The organism is Bosea sp. (in: a-proteobacteria), assembly GCA_023910605.1.
Taxonomy (GTDB): domain Bacteria; phylum Pseudomonadota; class Alphaproteobacteria; order Rhizobiales; family Beijerinckiaceae; genus Allobosea.
The window spans coordinates 2,445,633-2,460,134 of sequence record JAAVVV010000001.1; the positions used below are offsets into that span (position 1 = coordinate 2,445,633).

Genomic DNA, 14,502 nt, shown 5'->3' on the forward strand with positions numbered 1-14,502 from the left:
GCCCGGCGCTGCTCAGGCCGCCTTCTTGCGCTCTGCGATCCGCACCAGATCCCGCATCAGGCGCGTCGTGGTCTTGAGCCGCAGCTCGGGCTTGTCCATCTCGCGCACGAAGACCAACTTCATGTCGGGCCGCACCCTGGCGCTGGCGGCGCCCTGTTCGGTGACATAGGCCACCAGCCCATCGGGGTTGGCGTAGGAATTGTCCCGGAACGCGACGATGATGCCCTTGGGGCCAGCCTCCACCTTCTCGACATTGGCGCGCCGGCACAGAACCTTGATCGCCACGATGTCGAGCAACTGGCGCACCTCGTCGGGCATCGGGCCGAAACGGTCAATCATCTCGGCGCCGAAGCTCTCGATCTCCTGATCCGTCTCGAGCGTGGACAGCCGCTTGTAGAGCCCCAATCTCAGCACGAGATCCTCGACATAGCTGTCCGGTATCATGACGGGCGTCCCTATGGTGATCGACGGGGACCATTGATCCTCGGCAGGCTCTGTGATGCCGGCCTTGAGCGACGCCACCGCCTCCTCCAGCATCTGCTGATAAAGCTCATAGCCCACTTCCTTGATGTGGCCGGATTGCTCGTCGCCGAGCAGGTTGCCAGCGCCGCGAATGTCGAGGTCGTGGCTGGCCAGCTGGAAGCCCGCGCCGAGCGTGTCGAGCGATTGCAGCACCTTCAGCCGCCGCTCGGCCTGCACGGTGAGCTTCTTCTTCTCGTGCAGCGTGAACAGCGCGTAGGCGCGTGTCTTGGAGCGGCCCACCCGCCCACGCAGCTGGTAAAGCTGCGAAAGCCCGAACATGTCAGCGCGGTGGACGATGAGCGTATTGGCGGTCGGGATGTCGAGCCCGGACTCGACGATCGTCGTCGAGAGCAGGATGTCGAACTTGCCCTCGTAGAAGGCCGTCATCACATCCTCAAGCTGCCCGGCGGCCATCTGGCCATGTGCGACGGCCACCTTGCACTCGGGCACCTGCTTGTCGAGGTAGTCCTTCACCGTGGCCAGATCCTCGATCCTTGGCACGACATAGAAGCTCTGCCCGCCGCGGTAGCGCTCGCGCAGCAGAGCCTCGCGCACGATCAGTCCGTCAAACGGCGCGACGAAGGTCCGCACCGCCAGCCTGTCGACCGGCGGGGTCGCGATGATCGACAGGTCACGCACCCCTGTCATCGCCAGTTGCAGCGTGCGCGGGATCGGCGTAGCCGAGAGGGTCAGCACATGCACCTCCGCGCGCATCTCCTTCAGCCGCTCCTTGTGCGCCACGCCGAAATGCTGCTCCTCATCGACGATGACCAGGCCGAGGTCCTTGAACTTCACGTTCTTGCCGAGCAGCGCGTGGGTGCCGACCACGATGTCCATCGTCCCGTCCGCGATGCCGTCCTTCACCGCCTTGAGATCGCCTGCTCCCACGAAGCGCGAGGCCTGCCCAACCTGCACCGGCAGGCCCTTGAAGCGATCGGCGAATGTCTTGTGGTGCTGGCGCGCCAGGAGCGTGGTCGGAACCACGACGGCCACCTGCTTGCCGGCCATCGCCACAGCGAACGCCGCGCGCAGCGCCACCTCCGTCTTGCCGAAGCCGACATCGCCGCAGACCAGCCGGTCCATCGGCCGTCCCAGGCCCAGATCGTCGATCACCGCATCGATGGCGTTGAGCTGATCCTCGGTCTCCTCATAGGGGAAGCGCGCCGCGAACTCGTCATAGAGCCCTTCGGGCAGGGTGATGCGCGGCGCGTCCTTCAGCAGGCGGGCGGCGGCGATCTGGATGAGCTTGCCCGCGATCTCGCGGATGCGCTGCTTCATCTTCGCCTTGCGCGCCTGCCAGCCGGGCCCGCCGAGCCGGTCAAGCTGGACCTCGGTGTCCTCCGAGCCATAGCGCGAAAGCAGCTCGATGTTGGCCACCGGCAGGAAGAGCTTGTCTCCTCCATTATAGTGGATTTCGAGACAGTCCTGCGGTGCGCCAGCGACATCGATGGTCTGCAACCCGACAAAGCGGCCGATGCCGTGGTCCACATGCACGACGAGATCGCCCGGCGTCAGCGAGGCCGCTTCCGTGATGTAGTCGTTGGCCTTCCTGGAGGCGCGCCTGGCCCGGATCAGCCGGTCGCCAAGAATGTCCTGCTCGCCGATGACCGCGAGCTTGGACGTCTCGAAACCGGTTTCGAGGCCCCATACCACCAAAGCCACGCCTTCGGGCTTGAGCTGACGCGCCGCCGCCAGCGAGCCCACCATCTCGGCGCTGGCAAGGCCATGATCGTGCAGCACATGCGCCAGCCTCTCGCGGGAGCCCTCCGACCAGCCGGCGATCAACACGCGCTTGCCCGCCTTATGCAGCGCGGCGATGTGCGTCACCACAGCGTCGAAGACGTTGCCGTCGGCGGCGCGCTCGGCCGCGAAGCCGCGTCCCTGCCGCGCTCCGCAGTCGATGACGAGGCGGGCCTCGCTGTCGGGCTGCGCGAAGGGCGTGAGCTTGCCGTGCCCGGCCTCGTTCAGCCGCTCCGTCCACTCGGCAGCGGTGAGATAGAGGGCGGATGGCGGCAGGGGGTTGTAGGGAGTGCCGGCCGCGTTCCGGTCGACGGCCTCCTTGCGGGACTGGTAATATTCTTCGATCTGAGAAATACGGCCAGCGCGCACATCGTCGAGTTGCGGGTCGAGCAGCCAGGAGGCGCCGTCGCAATAGTCGAAAAGCGTGTCCATGCGCTCGTGGAAGAGCGGGGACCAGTGCTCCATGCCCGCGAAACGCCGCCCCTCAGACACCGTCTCGTACAGCACGTCATCGCGGCCCGGCGCGCCGAAGGCGACGAGATAGCCCTGCCTGAAGCGGCGGATCGTGTCCGTCGTCAACTGGGTTTCGGAGACGGGGACCAGGTCGAGCGCCCGCATCGAAGCCAGCGAGCGCTGGGTTTCCGGATCGAAGGTGCGGATGGTCTCCAGCGCATCGCCGAAAAAGTCGAGGCGGATCGGCTGCGGCAGCCCGGGCGGATACAGGTCCACGATGCCGCCGCGCACGGCATACTCGCCGGTTTCTCGCACGGTCGAAGCGCGCATGTAGCCGCCCATGTCGAGCCAGGCGGCCAGTTCCCGCGTGTCCACCACGTTGCCTGGCGCGGCCGCGAAGCTCTGCGCTGCGACCATCTGCCGGGCTGGCAGCCTCTGCAGCGCGGCGTTGATGGTGGTCAGCAGCACGCGCGGGCGCGCCTCGCCCGAGCGGGAGCGGGCCAGCCGCGCCAGCGTCGTCATGCGTCGCGCCACGATCGCGGCATTGGGAGAGGCCCGGTCATAGGGCTGGCAGTCCCATGCCGGCAGCGGCAGGATTTCGATGTCGGGCGCGACAAAGCGCAGCGCAGACTCAAGCCGCTGCATCCGCTGCCCGTCGCGCGAGACGAAAACCGCAACGGCCGGTGCCTCGACCCGCGCCGCGAGCCGGCGGGCCAGACCGGACAGGACAACCGCGTCATAGCCTTCCGGCACGCCCGCCAGGATGGGACGGTCCTTCCGCAGCAGGGCATCGGCTGCGCGATCGAGTGCGGTGGGCTTGACGGGCTTGTTCACTGGAGCGTCTCTGGTGCTGGCCAAGGGCCCTGCGCGGCACTGCCACTGGCGGATGCGCCCGCCGCGCGGCGCGGCGGTTCCGTGAGCGGGCCATGCCAACGCGCGGCGAAATCAGCTATGGATGGGCTGCGCGTGGGTGTGAAAGCGCTTGAGGCGGCGGAATATCTCGGTGTCGTAATTGGACGGCGTTTCGACCGCCCCGGTGATCCACGAGAAGATGTCACGGTCCGGCGCTTCGATCAGGGTCTCGAACACGCCCAGTTCCTCTTCGCTCATTGTGGCGATGGCGCTGTCCGTGAACGATCCCATCAGCAGGTCCATCTCCCGCGTGCCGCGATGCCAGGCCCTGAACAGGATTCGCCGACGACGCGGCTCAAGATCGGCGCTGCTCACGGTGGTTCCGGTCATGATCAATCCCTGCCAATGGAAAACGCCGCGGGTCCGGTTTCCGGCCCTCGGTTCAAGGCCCTTCTATAGCGGCGCACGGTGCGGAAGTCAGCGGCAAACTGGTCCCGCAAGCGCTGGCGCCATGCAGGCGTTAGGCAGCTGCCGCTTTCGCCGGCCTCGCGAAACTTGCTATGGCTCCATGATGCGCCCGTCCCTGCTCGATCCGTTCTTCGCGCCGACCGCTTCGCTGCCGGGAATCGGGCCGAAGCTTGCGAAGCTTTATGACAAGCTGCTGGGGGAGCCGGACAGGCCGGCGCGGATTCTGGATCTGCTGTTTCACCTGCCGCAGGCGGGAATCGACCGCCGCGCTTCCGGCTCCATCCTCGACGCGCCGGTGGGCGAGATCGCAACCTTCGCAGCGCGCGTGGTCGAGCATCGCCCGGCGCCCCAGGGCAAGGGCCGCGCGCCCTACCGCGTTCTGATGGAGGATGAGAGCGGCGACGTCAGCCTGGTCTTCTTCAAGGCCGATGCCGGACGCATGCGACAGATCCTGCCCATCGGCGAGGTGCGCTACGTCTCGGGCAAGATCGAATTGTGGGAAGGCCGGCGCCAGATCGTTCACCCCGACCGGGTGATGGACCGCGCCGCCTTCGAGCGCATGCCATCCGTCGAGGCGGTCTATGGCCAGACCGAGGGCCTTTCGTCGCGCATGCTCGTACGGGCCGTCGAGGTCGCACTGGGGCGGCTCCCCGCTTTGCCGGAGTGGCAGGACCACGCCTGGCTGGAGCGCAGCGCGTTTGCCTCATTCGACGACGCGCTCAAGGCCGTGCATCGCCCGGCGGACATCGAAGCGGCCGAGCCGTCGAGCCTGGCGCGCCGCAGGCTCGCCTATGACGAGCTGCTGGCCAGCCAGCTGGCGCTGGCCTTGGTGCGCGCCGTGCGCAAGCGCACGCCCGGCCGCGCCAACAGCGGCGATGGCCGCCTCGTGGCGGCGCTTGAAGCGGCCCTGCCCTACACGCTCACGCGGAGCCAGGCCGGGGCGGTCGCGCAGATCCGCGCCGACATGGAGCGTCCCGAGCGCATGCTGAGGCTGCTGCAGGGCGATGTCGGCTCGGGCAAGACCGCTGTCGCCATGATGGCCATGGCGAGCGCCGCCGAGGCTGGGCGGCAGTCCGCGCTGATGGCGCCGACCGAATTGCTGGCCCGCCAGCATGCCGAGCGGCTGCGCGTTCAGGCCAAGCAGATCGGCCTATCCCTCGCGCTGTTGACCGGACGCGAGAAGGGAGCGGAGCGGGCGCGCATCCTCGCCGCGCTGGCCGATGGCACGATCGATATCGTCGTCGGCACCCATGCGCTGTTCCAGGAGCGTGTGGTGTTCCACGATCTCGGCCTTGCAGTCGTCGATGAGCAGCACCGCTTCGGCGTTCACCAGCGCCTCGCCATCGGGGCCAAGGGCGAGGCGGTGGATGTTCTCGTGATGACGGCGACCCCCATCCCGCGAACCCTGGCCCTCACATGGTTCGGCGACATGGATGTCTCGGTCCTGTCGGAGAAGCCGCCCGGCCGCCAGCCGATCACCACCCGCGCGGTCTCGCTCGATCGCTATGACGAGGTGGTGGGAGCGGTTGGCCGCGCCATCGAAGCGGGCGCGCAGGTCTACTGGGTCTGCCCGCTTGTCCAGGAGAGCGAGAGCCTCGACGTCTCCGCCGCCACCGAGAGGTTCGAGGCCCTGCGGGACGCGCTGGGTCCAAGGGTGGACCTGCTGCATGGCCAGATGCCCGCACGGGAGAAGGATGCTGCCATGGCCAGCTTCGCCGCCGGCGACAGCGCCATCCTTGTCTCGACCACGGTCATCGAGGTGGGCGTGGACGTGCCCAACGCCACGGTGATGGTCATCGAGCATGCAGAACGCTTCGGCCTTGCCCAGCTTCACCAGCTGCGCGGCCGGATCGGGCGCGGGGCCGCCGCGTCAAGCTGCATCCTGCTTTACAAGGGTCCGCTCGGCCCGGTCGCCGAAGCGCGCATCGCGGTGATGCGCGAGACGGAAGATGGCTTCCGCATTGCGGAGGAAGACCTCAAGCTGCGCGGCGAAGGCGAAGTTCTCGGCACACGCCAATCCGGCATGCCCGGCTTCCGCGTCGCCCGGCCGGAGATCGACGGCGATCTGCTGTCCGTGGCGCGGGACGATGCGCGGCTCATCGTGGAGCGCGACCCCGGACTGGCCTCACCGCGCGGCGAAGCGCTGAGGTTGCTGCTCTATCTGTTCGAGCGCGACGCGGCTGTGCGGCTCATACGCGCCGGCTGAGGCGTCCATCGCCAAACGCATTTGCCTTTGACCCGCAAACCGACAACAACATCTAGCCTCATCGAGCCTGACAGGACGTCCATGACCATCGCCCCGCCGCCCCTCGACCCGACCGTGGTCGCGACCCTCGAAGCCGTCACCACAGCCACCATCACCACGATCCTGCTGAAGAAGGGCTTGCGCAATGTCTGGATGCGCGGCCCGAAGCCGATCCGGACCGGCCAGAAGCGCCTTGTCGGACGCGCCTTCACGCTGCGCTTCGTGCCCGCGCGCGAGGATCTGGCCACGCCTGAATCCTGGTCCTCACCCATTTCCACCCGTGCGGCCATCGAGGCCATGCCAGAGGGCTGCATCGCGGTGGCGGACGCCATGGGCGTGACCGATGCCGGCATCTTCGGCGACATCCTCTGCGCCCGCATGGCAAGGAAGAAGGTTGGCGGCCTCGTGACAGATGGCGTCGTGCGTGACCTTGCCGGCGTGCTTGGCGCTGGGCTTCCCGTCTGGTGCTCCGGCGCGGCCGCCCCCGCCTCAGTCGCTGGCCTCACCTTCGTGAACTGGCAGGAGCCCGTCGGCTGCGGCGGCGTCGCCGTCTTCCCCAACGATGTGGTGGTGGTCGACGATGACGGCGCGGTGCTGATCCCGCAGGCGCTGCTTGACGACGTGCTCAAGCTCGCCCCCGAGCAGGAGCGCATGGAAGCCTGGATCATGGACGAGGTCGCCAGGGGCGTGCCCCTGCCCGGCCTTTATCCCATGAACGCCGAGACCAAGGCCCGTTACGAAGCCAGCAAATCCTGACGCGCAAAGGCGATCTAACCATGGAGCATTATGTCTTCGCACCTGCTCTGGTCAGCGCCGTTCCCGTTGCCGGCGGCGGCCTGTTTCCGGTGCGGCGCATCTTTTGCGTCGGGCGCAACTACGCCGAGCATGTCCGCGAGATGGGCGGCGACCCGACCCGCGAGGAGCCCTTCTTCTTCACCAAGCCCGCCGACGCCATCGTGACCGGCGGCGCCGACATGCCCTATCCGCCCGGAACAGCCAACCTGCATCACGAGATGGAGCTTGTGGTCGCCATCGGTGCCGGCGGCGCCGACATCGAGGAAACGCACGCTATTGACCATGTATTCGGCTATGCGGCCGGCCTCGACATGACGCGCCGCGACCTCCAGGCCGCAGCCAAGAAGGCAGGCCGCCCCTGGGACATGGCCAAGGGCTTCGACCACTCGGCCCCGATCGGGGACATCCAGCCTGCGGCCACCATCGGCCACCCGGCTACAGGGTTGATCGAGCTGAAGGTGAATGGCGTGGTGCGGCAGTCCTCTGATCTCGACAAGATGATCTGGAGCGTGCCCGAGACGATCGCCTATCTGTCCCGCCTCGTGAGGCTTGTGCCGGGCGACATCATCATGACGGGAACGCCCGAAGGCGTAGCAGCCGTGACGCGCGGCGACCGGCTTGAAGGCCAGATCGCCGGCGTCGGCACGGTCAGCGCCACGATCGCCTGACCTGCGGCGGCATCAGCGCGGCAGGTTCGCCCTGGCGTCGACCCGGGCGAGACGGCCAAGCAGATAGTCCACCTCCGACCGCGCCAGCGGGCTCAGACCTGCGGCAGGCTTGCGCTGGGCGTCATGGGCGATGAGCCCGCGCCGCATCAGCACATATTTCCGGACGGCGAGGCCGACGCCGGGCTGCTGTTCATAGCGCAGCAGCGGCAGATGCCGATCGAAGGCGTCATGGGCGCCATCGCGGTTTCCCGCCCTGGAAAGGCGCACCACGTCGATCAGCAGCTCGGGGAAGGCATAGCCGGTGTTGGAGCCGCTCGCGCCCCGCTCCATCTCGAAATCGAGGAACAGTCCGCCATTGGCGACCATGATCGAGATGGCTCGCATGGAGCCATCGGCCTCGAAGCCGCGAAGGGCGCTGATCTTTTCAAGCCCCGGCCAGTCCTCGGCCTTGAGCATCACGCAGGACGGATGCGCCGTGACGATGCGGCGGATCACGCCCGCCGTCATGATGACGCTCGTCAGCAGCGGGAAATCCTGGATGACCCAGGGCACATCGGCGCCGATGGCATCCACCGCCTGTGCATAATAGCCGGTTATCTGGTCATCCGTGCGCAGCGTGTTCGGCGGCGCGATCATCACGCCGGCCGCTCCGGCCTCCATCGCCTCGCGCGCCAGCGAGCGCATGGCGGCCAGCCCGGGCGCCGAAACGCCGACGATCACGGGCCGCCCGCCCATCAGCGCCACCGCGCGCTTCACCAGCGCAAGCGATTCGGCCGGCTCGAGCTTGGGCGCCTCGCCCATCATGCCGAGCACCGTCAGACCATCGGAGCCGATGGAAGCGTAATGGCTGTAGAGCTTGTCGACGCTGGCCCAGTCGATCTGGCCGTCAGGCAGGAATGGCGTTGGGGCGATGGGAAAGACGCCGCCTGTCTGGGCTGAGAGTGTCATGACCTTGACCTTGCATGCATAAGCAGAAGGCCTGTCCTTAGGGCCATTCCCGTTCTCCACAAAGAGTGGATTTGGAAACAAGCCCCCGCGCTGCCGGCAGCACAGGAGCGCCGCGCCAGCGGCATGGGTCAGGCCGCGGCGGCGATCACCCGGTTGCGACCGTCGCCCTTGGCCCGATACACCGCTTCGTCAGCGCGCTTCATCATCTGGGCCGGGGACTGATCGCCAGCCCGGCGGCTCGCCACGCCGATCGAGACCGTGACGGGAATGTTGAGGGCGCCGGCCTGGATCACGAAGGGCTCGGACTGGACACGGCTGCGGATGCGCTCGGCCACGGCTGCGGCGGCACGCAGCCCGGTCTCTGGCAGCACCACCACGATTTCCTCGCCGCCCAGCCGCGCCACCACATCTACAATACGGGTGGCGTCCTTGACCCGGCGCGCGAACTCGCGGAGCACCTCGTCGCCGGCATCGTGGCCATAGGTGTCGTTGACGAGCTTGAACCGGTCGATGTCCAGCATGAGCACGGCCAGATCGCGCGCCCGCAACGCTGATTCATCGAACAGCCCGCTGAAATGCGTTTCGAGATAGCGGCGGTTGTGCAGCCCGGTGAGCTGGTCCGTGATAGCCATCTCGATCGATGTCTGCACGCCGTCGCGGAGGCGATCAGCATAACGCTTGCGCTTCACCTGCGTCTTGACGCGCGCCAGCAACTCGTTCCTGTCGATCGGCCGCACGAGGAAGTCGTGAACGCCAAGCTCAAGTCCGCGGAGGATGCGCATCCGGTCATCGGACTCGCCGACCATCAGCACGGTTGAATTGCGCGTGCGATCGAGCGAGCGAAGCTGGGCGCAGAGCCTGAGCCCGTCGAAGCCCTGAAGGTCGAGCGACACGATCACCAGTTCCGACGCCGCCTCTGCCGCGTGGACCAGCGCCTTGTGCGGATCAGGCTCGATCTCGACCCGGTGCACCTTTTCCAGCGCGCCCTTCATGCGCTCCGATGAGGAGGTGCGGTCATCAACGATCAGGATACTGGCATTCTCGCCATTGTCGCCGGCGGCAGCCGCGATGGGGTCGGCGATGCCAAGATAGCGCGATGCCACCGCGCGGTTGCGCAACTCGTCGGTCATCGCCTTGAGCCGCGCCAGCGAGCGGACCCGCGCGAACAGGGCCGTGTCGTCAAGCGGCTTGGTCAGGAAATCATCGGCTCCGGCATCGAGCCCCTTGAGCCGGTCGCTCGGCTGATCGAGCGCCGTCACCATCACCACGGGTATATGCGCGGTCTGGGCGGAAGCCTTGATCCTGCGGCAGACCTCGAACCCGTCCATGCCGGGCATCATCACGTCGAGCAGGACGATGTCGGCCACGCCGCTCGCGCAGATGCGCAGAGCGTCAGGACCATTGGTGGCGGTGATCACATCGAAATACTCGGCCGACAGCTTCGCCTCGAGCAATTTGACGTTCGGGGCGATGTCGTCGACGACAAGGACGCGCGCGCTCATTGATTGGCTCCGGTCACGCTGGGCCCAGATAGGCGCGGACTGTTTCGAGAAACTTGGCGACCGAGATGGGCTTGGAGAGGTAGGCTTCACATCCGCCCCTGAGCATCCGCTCCTCGTCGCCCTTCATGGCGAAGGCCGTGACGGCGATCACCGGAATGTGGCTGACGGACTCGTCCTCCTTGATCCAGCGGGTCACATCCAGCCCGGAGACTTCCGGCAACTGGATGTCCATCAAAATCAGGTCGGGACGATGCTGGCGTGTCAGCGCCAGTGCCTCGATGCCGTCCGATGTCTTCAACGTCCCATAGCCATGAGCCTCCAACAGATCGTTGAAGAGCTTCATGTTGAGCGCGTTGTCCTCGACAATGAGAACAGTTTTCGCCATCCATCACATCCTGCCGCGTGCGGCTTGTCATCGCCCCGAGCCACGGCGTAACATCCCGACTCTTAGGCGAAACACCTTTAAGAAACGCAAACTACCCAGCAGAAAGCGTGGCAGGTTAAGATGCGTGGCCTTGTCGGATCACAGCAAGCCGAGGCTAACGCGATTCGCGCCCTGGGTGCGCTCGCCAGCGATGCGGAACGGCTGGGACGATTCCTGACTGCGACCGGCCTGGGGCCCGAGAATCTCCGCGTCGCCGCGCAGGATCCGGGCTTTCTCGCCGGGGTTCTCGAACATGTGATGAGCGACGAGGCGCTGCTCATCGCGATCGCTGCGGAGCTTGGCCTCAAGCCAGAGGCGCTGGCTCAGGCTCGCGATGTCCTGGCCGGCCCGCCCGCCTTTGATTGACGCGCGACATGCTGCAGCTCTGCCGCGACTGCCTTGCCGATGCGGAATCTCGCCTCGGCAACCGTCGCTGCGCTGCCTGCGGCAGCCCCCGCCTTATCTCGCACCCTGAGCGCGACGCGCTGGCCATCGCTCATGTGGACTGCGATGCCTTCTATGCATCGATCGAGAAACGCGACGACCCCGCGCTTGCCGACAAGCCGGTGATCGTCGGCGGAGGCCGCCGCGGCGTGGTGGCCACCTGCTGCTATGTGGCCCGGACCTATGGCGTCCGCTCTGCCATGCCAATGTTCAAGGCCCTGGAGGCCTGCCCGAACGCGGTGGTGATCAAGCCGGACATGGCCAAATACGCGCGCGTCGGCCGCGATGTCCGCACGCTGATGCTGGAGTTGACTCCGCTGGTCGAGCCCATCTCCATCGACGAAGCCTTCCTTGACCTGACCGGCACGGAGAGGCTGCACAGGGCGAGCCCGGCCGTGACGCTCGCACGCTTCGCGCGCCGCGTCGAAGGCGAGATTGGCATCACCATCTCGGTCGGGCTCTCCTATGCCAAGTTTCTGGCCAAGATTGCGTCCGACATGGACAAGCCGCGCGGCTTCTCCATTCTCGGTGAGGCCGAGGCAGTGGAATTTCTTGCGGGCAAGCCTGTCACCATCCTGCCCGGGGTCGGCCGTGCCGCAGCCGACAGGCTGGCCGAGGCAGGCTTTCGGCAGGTTGGCGATCTCGCCGCCGCACCGCCCGAGCGCCTGTTCGCGCTGCTTGGCAAGGAAGGCCCGCGCCTCCAGCGCCTGAGCCGGGGCATCGACGAACGGAAAGTGAGCCCCGATCACGAAACGCGAAGCGTGTCGTCGGAGACCACATTCGACATGGACATTGCCGACCATGCCGAGCTTGAGCCCATACTCTGGCGCATGGCCGAAAAGACCGCGCGCCGCCTGCGCAAGGCTGAACTCGCGGGCCGCACTGTGACCCTCAAGCTCAAGACTGCAGATTTCAGGCTGCTGACACGCTCGCGCCAGCTCAACGAACCGACGCAACTGGCAAAGCGTCTTTATGATTCAGCGCTGGCGCTGCTGCGCGCCGAACCGGCCGGCGCGCGCTACCGGCTGCTGGGCGTGGGTGTCGCGGACCTCTCGGCCGGCTCCGATGCCGACCAGGGCGACCTCGCAGATGCCGAGACCCCGCGCGTGGCGGCGGTGGAGCGCGCCATGGAAAAGCTGCGCGACCGGTTCGGCGCCGAGGCCGTCGTCAAGGGCGTGGGGCTGGGCCGGGCGCCGGCGACTTCACGCAAGCGCTAGGCTTGCCCATGTCGAGCTTCACCAGTTCGGCCGTCATGCGGAAATCGATGTAGTCCAGCACGAGAGCGCGCGTCACGCCGTTATCGAACAGATCGAAGCTGATCGCATAGGAAGGCGTCACTTCACCCGATCCGGCCTTGAAATAGCTGATCGTGACGGGCCAGCGCGCGGCCTGCTCCATCTCGGGCTTGCGCACGGCCTCCTCGAGATTCACAAGCGGCCCCGGCTCGACCTTGCGCCCGATCACTGAAAACGTGTCATAGACCTGCTTGCCGTTTTCGGAGCCGCTATAGACTTGGACATTGTAGGTCGAGGCTCCGGAGCGTGCAGCCTGGATGATCCGCTTCATGTGCTCGGTGGGGAAGATCACGCTGCCATCGAAGGCGAACCGGTCCGCCTTGGGCTGGCGTATCTGGACCGAGTACCGGCCACTGCGCCGCTCGGCGACCCCGTCCACGCGGTCCTGAAGCCGGCCGCCAACAGAGCTCTGGGTCTTGAAGCGGAACATCCGCCCATCCCCGTCCTCGAAATTGTTGTTGCGCACATCGATCTGCCGGGAGCCCGTCTCAGCGCTGTCGATGACCGTCACCTGCCGCAACGACAGTGCATAGCCCTCGCAAGCATCGCCCGAGAAATCGAAGGCGATGCGTCCACTGGCTCCGTCGACAGAGCGGGACGACTTCGCCATGTCGAGCTTGAGGTCATAGACAGCGCGGTGAGGGACCAGAACCACCGGCGCGGCCGGCTGGACCGGCTGCGCACTCTGCGCGAAGGCCGCGACTGTCGAAAACAGAATGATCGCAGTCGTCAGACCGGGCCTCATCGCGTGCAACATCCGCTGCTCTCCTTGCATACTTGATCCGGAATCTATGCACACCATGTCCTTGGAGCAATGGGCCTCTCCAAGTTTTGCTTTCGGCTTGCGCGGCTCCGGGACCCGTGCAAGGTCGAAAGACCGCCACATCGAGGTTTTCCATGAGCGCCGTCGAACAACGCCTTGCCACCCTTGGCATCACCCTGCCCTCGCCCACGGCGCCTGCCGCCAATTACGTGCCCTTCGTGCGCACCGGAAACCTGCTGGTCATCTCCGGCCAGCTCTGCTTCGGCCCAGATGGCAAGCTGGCGCCCGAGCACAAGGGCAAGCTTGGCGACACCGTTTCCATGGAACAGGGCAAGGCAGCGGCCCGGCAGTGCGCCATCAATGTTCTGGCTCAGGTCAAGGCTGCCATCGGCGATCTCGACAAGGTTGTCCGCTGCGTGCGCCTCGGCGGCTTCATCAACGCGCTGCCCGACTACGAGCCTCTGGCCCAGGTCATGAACGGAGCGTCTGACCTGATGGTCGAGGCGCTGGGCGACAAGGGCCGCCATGCCCGAAGCACTGTAGGCGTGATCGTGCCGCTCGCCGCTGCGGTCGAGGTCGAGGCGATGTTCGAGATCGCGGACTGAAGCAAAAACCGGGAGAATGGCCATGAAGGCGCCGGACTGGATGACAGCCCGCCCCATCGCCCATCGCGGGCTGCATGACGCTGCGCGCGGGGTGATCGAGAACTCGCCCTCGGCGGCGCGCGCCGCCATCGCCGGCGGTTTTGCCATCGAATGCGACGTGCAGCTCACCGCCGATGGCGAAGCCGTGGTGTTTCATGACTTCGAACTCGACCGCCTGACCGAGGCGAGCGGCCGAGTCGCGGCGCAAACCGCGGCAACCCTCCGCACGACCCGGCTGCGCGGCACGGCCGACACCATCCTGCCGCTCGGGGATTTTCTCGATGTCATCGGCGGGCGCGTGCCCCTGGTGCTCGAGATCAAGAGCCGGTTCGACGGCGACATGCGGCTCACGCGGCGTGTTGCCGGGATCGTGAACGGCTGGCCATCCCCGATCGTGCTGAAATCCTTCGATCCGCGCATCGTCGCGGCGTTGAGGGATCTCACACCCGGCCATGCGCGCGGAATCGTCGCGATGACGGATTACAACTATCCAGACTATGCGAAGTGCACAGCCGAAGAGAAGCGCGCCATGGCAAACCTCCTGCATTTCACCGAAAGTCGCCCGGACTTCATCTCCTGGCGCGTGCGTGATCTGCCCACAGCCGCGCCCCATCTGTGCCGCGCCGCGCTGGGGCTGCCGGTGATGGCCTGGACTGTCCGGACACCGGCCGAACGTGCGCTTGCGGCGGCCCATGCCGACCAGATGGTCTTCGAAGGCTTCGTGCCCTGACAGCCGACG

Annotated in this window: 13 protein-coding genes; 7 read left to right on the plus strand and 6 right to left on the minus strand. The window is 66.6% G+C overall.

Translation table 11 applies throughout. From position 1 onward, the window contains the following. Positions 1 to 12 precede the first annotated feature (12 nt). Both mfd and HEQ16_11765 read right to left on the minus strand, forming a co-directional pair. On the minus strand, positions 13 to 3,603 hold the full coding sequence (gene mfd / locus HEQ16_11760; protein MCO4054701.1) for a transcription-repair coupling factor: 3,591 nt from the start codon (positions 3,601 to 3,603) through the stop codon (positions 13 to 15). 57 nt (positions 3,604 to 3,660) lie between these two features. Further along, positions 3,661 to 3,957 (minus strand): succinate dehydrogenase assembly factor 2, encoded by a 297-nt coding sequence (locus HEQ16_11765; protein ID MCO4054702.1) that lies wholly within the window; start codon positions 3,955 to 3,957, stop codon positions 3,661 to 3,663. Between the two features lie 181 nt (positions 3,958 to 4,138). Here HEQ16_11765 and recG point away from each other — a divergent pair, with 181 nt between their 5' ends. From recG to HEQ16_11780, 3 genes are all read left to right on the plus strand, one after another. Further along, positions 4,139 to 6,241 carry an ATP-dependent DNA helicase RecG gene (gene recG / locus HEQ16_11770; GenBank protein MCO4054703.1) on the plus strand — a complete coding sequence of 701 codons (2,103 nt, stop codon included), beginning with the start codon at positions 4,139 to 4,141 and terminating at the stop codon, positions 6,239 to 6,241. Between the two features lie 81 nt (positions 6,242 to 6,322). After that, the gene (locus HEQ16_11775; protein ID MCO4054704.1) at positions 6,323 to 7,036 is read left to right on the plus strand and encodes a ribonuclease activity regulator RraA; all 714 of its coding nucleotides are present in this window, start codon (positions 6,323 to 6,325) and stop codon (positions 7,034 to 7,036) included. A 20-nt stretch (positions 7,037 to 7,056) separates the two neighbouring features. Next, positions 7,057 to 7,743 (plus strand): fumarylacetoacetate hydrolase family protein, encoded by a 687-nt coding sequence (locus tag HEQ16_11780; protein MCO4054705.1) that lies wholly within the window; start codon positions 7,057 to 7,059, stop codon positions 7,741 to 7,743. A 12-nt stretch (positions 7,744 to 7,755) separates the two neighbouring features. Here the strand turns inward: HEQ16_11780 and HEQ16_11785 are convergent, their stop codons facing one another. The 3 genes from HEQ16_11785 to HEQ16_11795 all read right to left on the minus strand — a co-directional run bounded on the left by HEQ16_11785 (position 7,756) and on the right by HEQ16_11795 (position 10,578). Continuing rightward, on the minus strand, positions 7,756 to 8,691 hold the full coding sequence (locus HEQ16_11785; protein MCO4054706.1) for a dihydrodipicolinate synthase family protein: 936 nt from the start codon (positions 8,689 to 8,691) through the stop codon (positions 7,756 to 7,758). A gap of 128 nt (positions 8,692 to 8,819) precedes the next feature. Continuing rightward, complete coding sequence (locus HEQ16_11790) at positions 8,820 to 10,193, minus strand: PleD family two-component system response regulator (protein ID MCO4054707.1); 1,374 nt, start codon at positions 10,191 to 10,193, stop codon at positions 8,820 to 8,822. Between the two features lie 13 nt (positions 10,194 to 10,206). Next, complete coding sequence (locus tag HEQ16_11795) at positions 10,207 to 10,578, minus strand: response regulator (GenBank protein MCO4054708.1); 372 nt, start codon at positions 10,576 to 10,578, stop codon at positions 10,207 to 10,209. Positions 10,579 to 10,698: 120 nt separating this feature from the next. On the opposite strand from HEQ16_11795, the gene HEQ16_11800 reads away from it, so the two are divergent. After that, on the plus strand, positions 10,699 to 10,983 hold the full coding sequence (locus HEQ16_11800) for a DUF3572 domain-containing protein (protein MCO4054709.1): 285 nt from the start codon (positions 10,699 to 10,701) through the stop codon (positions 10,981 to 10,983). 8 nt (positions 10,984 to 10,991) lie between these two features. Beyond that, complete coding sequence (locus HEQ16_11805) at positions 10,992 to 12,278, plus strand: DNA polymerase IV (protein ID MCO4054710.1); 1,287 nt, start codon at positions 10,992 to 10,994, stop codon at positions 12,276 to 12,278. Here the strand turns inward: HEQ16_11805 and HEQ16_11810 are convergent. Next, complete coding sequence (locus HEQ16_11810; GenBank protein MCO4054711.1) at positions 12,229 to 13,113, minus strand: cell envelope integrity EipB family protein; 885 nt, start codon at positions 13,111 to 13,113, stop codon at positions 12,229 to 12,231. The two genes, HEQ16_11805 and HEQ16_11810, sit on opposite strands and share 50 nt — an antisense overlap. 140 nt (positions 13,114 to 13,253) lie before the next feature. On the opposite strand from HEQ16_11810, the gene HEQ16_11815 reads away from it, so the two are divergent. Beyond that, on the plus strand, positions 13,254 to 13,724 hold the full coding sequence (locus HEQ16_11815; GenBank protein ID MCO4054712.1) for a RidA family protein: 471 nt from the start codon (positions 13,254 to 13,256) through the stop codon (positions 13,722 to 13,724). Between the two features lie 22 nt (positions 13,725 to 13,746). Continuing rightward, complete coding sequence (locus HEQ16_11820; GenBank protein MCO4054713.1) at positions 13,747 to 14,493, plus strand: glycerophosphodiester phosphodiesterase; 747 nt, start codon at positions 13,747 to 13,749, stop codon at positions 14,491 to 14,493. Positions 14,494 to 14,502: the final 9 nt, after the last annotated feature.

What these genes read in the sequence shown, in the direction of transcription:
- HEQ16_11815 (MCO4054712.1), top strand. Translation starts at nt 13,254, where the DNA reads ATGAGCGCCGTCGAACAACGCCTTGCCACCCTTGGCATCACCCTGCCC.
- HEQ16_11785 (MCO4054706.1), bottom strand. Translation starts at nt 8,691, where the DNA reads ATGACACTCTCAGCCCAGACAGGCGGCGTCTTTCCCATCGCCCCAACG.
- HEQ16_11805 (MCO4054710.1), top strand. Translation starts at nt 10,992, where the DNA reads ATGCTGCAGCTCTGCCGCGACTGCCTTGCCGATGCGGAATCTCGCCTC.
- HEQ16_11775 (MCO4054704.1), top strand. Translation starts at nt 6,323, where the DNA reads ATGACCATCGCCCCGCCGCCCCTCGACCCGACCGTGGTCGCGACCCTC.
- HEQ16_11820 (MCO4054713.1), top strand. Translation starts at nt 13,747, where the DNA reads ATGAAGGCGCCGGACTGGATGACAGCCCGCCCCATCGCCCATCGCGGG.
- HEQ16_11780 (MCO4054705.1), top strand. Translation starts at nt 7,057, where the DNA reads ATGGAGCATTATGTCTTCGCACCTGCTCTGGTCAGCGCCGTTCCCGTT.
- HEQ16_11810 (MCO4054711.1), bottom strand. Translation starts at nt 13,113, where the DNA reads ATGTTGCACGCGATGAGGCCCGGTCTGACGACTGCGATCATTCTGTTT.
- HEQ16_11790 (MCO4054707.1), bottom strand. Translation starts at nt 10,193, where the DNA reads ATGAGCGCGCGCGTCCTTGTCGTCGACGACATCGCCCCGAACGTCAAA.
- HEQ16_11795 (MCO4054708.1), bottom strand. Translation starts at nt 10,578, where the DNA reads ATGGCGAAAACTGTTCTCATTGTCGAGGACAACGCGCTCAACATGAAG.
- recG (MCO4054703.1), top strand. Translation starts at nt 4,139, where the DNA reads ATGCGCCCGTCCCTGCTCGATCCGTTCTTCGCGCCGACCGCTTCGCTG.
- HEQ16_11800 (MCO4054709.1), top strand. Translation starts at nt 10,699, where the DNA reads ATGCGTGGCCTTGTCGGATCACAGCAAGCCGAGGCTAACGCGATTCGC.
- HEQ16_11765 (MCO4054702.1), bottom strand. Translation starts at nt 3,957, where the DNA reads ATGACCGGAACCACCGTGAGCAGCGCCGATCTTGAGCCGCGTCGTCGG.